This window comes from Cellulomonas septica, assembly GCF_012396155.1.
GTDB lineage: Bacteria > Actinomycetota > Actinomycetes > Actinomycetales > Cellulomonadaceae > Cellulomonas > Cellulomonas septica.
Window position 1 is genome coordinate 1 of record NZ_JAAXOY010000703.1, and the last position, 1,719, is coordinate 1,719.

Annotated in this window: 1 protein-coding gene and 1 pseudogene; one reads left to right on the forward strand and one right to left on the reverse strand. The window is 74.3% G+C overall.

Annotated elements, in window-relative coordinates; genetic code table 11:
• A pseudogene (locus HGA02_RS18335) lies at positions 1-316 on the forward strand (pyridine nucleotide-disulfide oxidoreductase); the annotation flags it as partial.
• A gap of 226 nt (positions 317-542) precedes the next feature.
• Here HGA02_RS18335 and HGA02_RS18340 read toward each other — a convergent pair.
• Positions 543-1,547, reverse strand: a complete 1,005-nt coding sequence (locus HGA02_RS18340; RefSeq protein WP_168680741.1) for a glycine betaine ABC transporter substrate-binding protein — start codon at positions 1,545-1,547, stop codon at positions 543-545.
• Positions 1,548-1,719 lie beyond the last annotated feature (172 nt).

A 1,719-nucleotide genomic window follows, 5' to 3' on the forward strand; every position in this document is an offset into this window, starting at 1 on the left:
GTGGGTCGGCCGCACCGAGGCGCAGGCGCGCCGCGACGGGATCGACGTGCGGGTCCTGCGGTACGACCTCGCGGACGTCGCGGGCGCGTCGGTCGCCTCCGAGGACTACCCGGGTGCCGCGCAACTCGTCGTCGACCAGGCGCGGGGCGTGGTCGTGGGCGCGACGTTCGTAGGCCCCGACGCCGCGGAGATGCTGCACGCCGCGACGATCGCCGTCGTCGGCGAGGTGCCGCTCGACCGCCTGTGGCACGCCGTGCCGTCGTACCCGACGGTCTCCGAGGTGTGGCTGCGGCTCCTCGAGGCCGCGGGCCTCTGACGAGGCGGTCGCACGCGACGACGCCGACGCGACGACGGCCGCGCGGCGACCGTCCTGCGCCGACGGCCGCACGACGACTGCCGACGGCCGCACGACGACTGCCGCACGACGACTGCCGACGGCCGCACGACGACGGCCGCACGACGACGGCCGCACGACGACGGCCCCGTCAGCGGCGGGCGGTGCCGCCGGCCGACGGGGCCGTCGTGTCGTGGGTCGTGCGGGATCAGTCGGTCGCGAGCGAGCCGTCGCTCGACAGCACGAGGCCGATCGCCGCGTCGCCCTGGCGCACCGCGGCGCCGATCAGGCCGAAGTCGTACGACTTGAACTCGCCGATCTCCATGCCGTACGTCTCCTCGAGACCCGGCTGGCAGAACGGGCGCTCGGGGCACTCGGGCGGACCGGCGAGGACGAGCCCGCCGCACGCCTCGGCGAGCTCGCTCAGCGTGGTGACGCCGTGCTCGTCGGCGAACGCCTGCGTCACGGCGAACGCGTTCTGGTCCTGCGCGGCCGACGGCTTGCCGACGGCCAGGCCCGACTGCTCTGCGAGCGGCGTGAGGGCCGCGACGGTCTCGTCGACGTCGTCGCTCGACACCGACGCGGCGTCGGCGCCGTTGACCTTGGCGTTGAGGAAGTCGGCGAGGGTCGCCGCGTACTCGGGCACGGTCGAGAGCGTGCCGTCGACGAGCGCCGGCAGGTAGGTGTCGCGGTTGCCGATCGTGCGGACCTCGACCTGGTAGCCGGCCGAGCGCAGCACCTCGCCGTAGATCTCGGCGAGCGTCGCGCTCTCGGAGAAGTTCGCGGCCCCGACGACGAGGGACTGGCCGGCGCCCGCGGACGCGTCGCTCGCGGCGAGGCCCTCGTCGGCGACGAACTCCTTCGCGACCTCGCTCGACGTGCGGCGGTCGATGTCGACGGCCTTGTTGAGGTCGATGAGCTTGTCGGTGTCGAGCGCGGCGGACACGCTGTCGAGCAGCTCGATCACCGCCGGGCTCTGCTGCGCCACGCCGGCGTTGACCGCGGGGATGATGTTGTCGGCGTTCTGCAGGCCCTCGTCGTCCTCGAGGACGACGAGCTGCTCGCCCGCGACGGGGTCGCAGACGGCTTTGCCGGAGGTCCCGGACGACGTGGGGTCGGCCTCGCCACCCCCTGAGCCGGGCGTGCCGCACGCGCCGAGCACGAGCACGGCGGTGGCGAGGATCGCGAGACGGGCGGGACGGGTCGTGCGCATGGCGGTCTCCTGACGTCTGCCGACGACGGTCACGGGTGGGTGCCCCCGCTGGTCGAGGGTGCGGAGCGGGTCATCTCGATGGGGCTGGTTCATTGGACAGGTCGGGGGTGGCGGCGGCAAGCGGGGCGGCGGGACCGTGGTCCGCGTCACGTGGGCGTCCACGTCGCGTCCG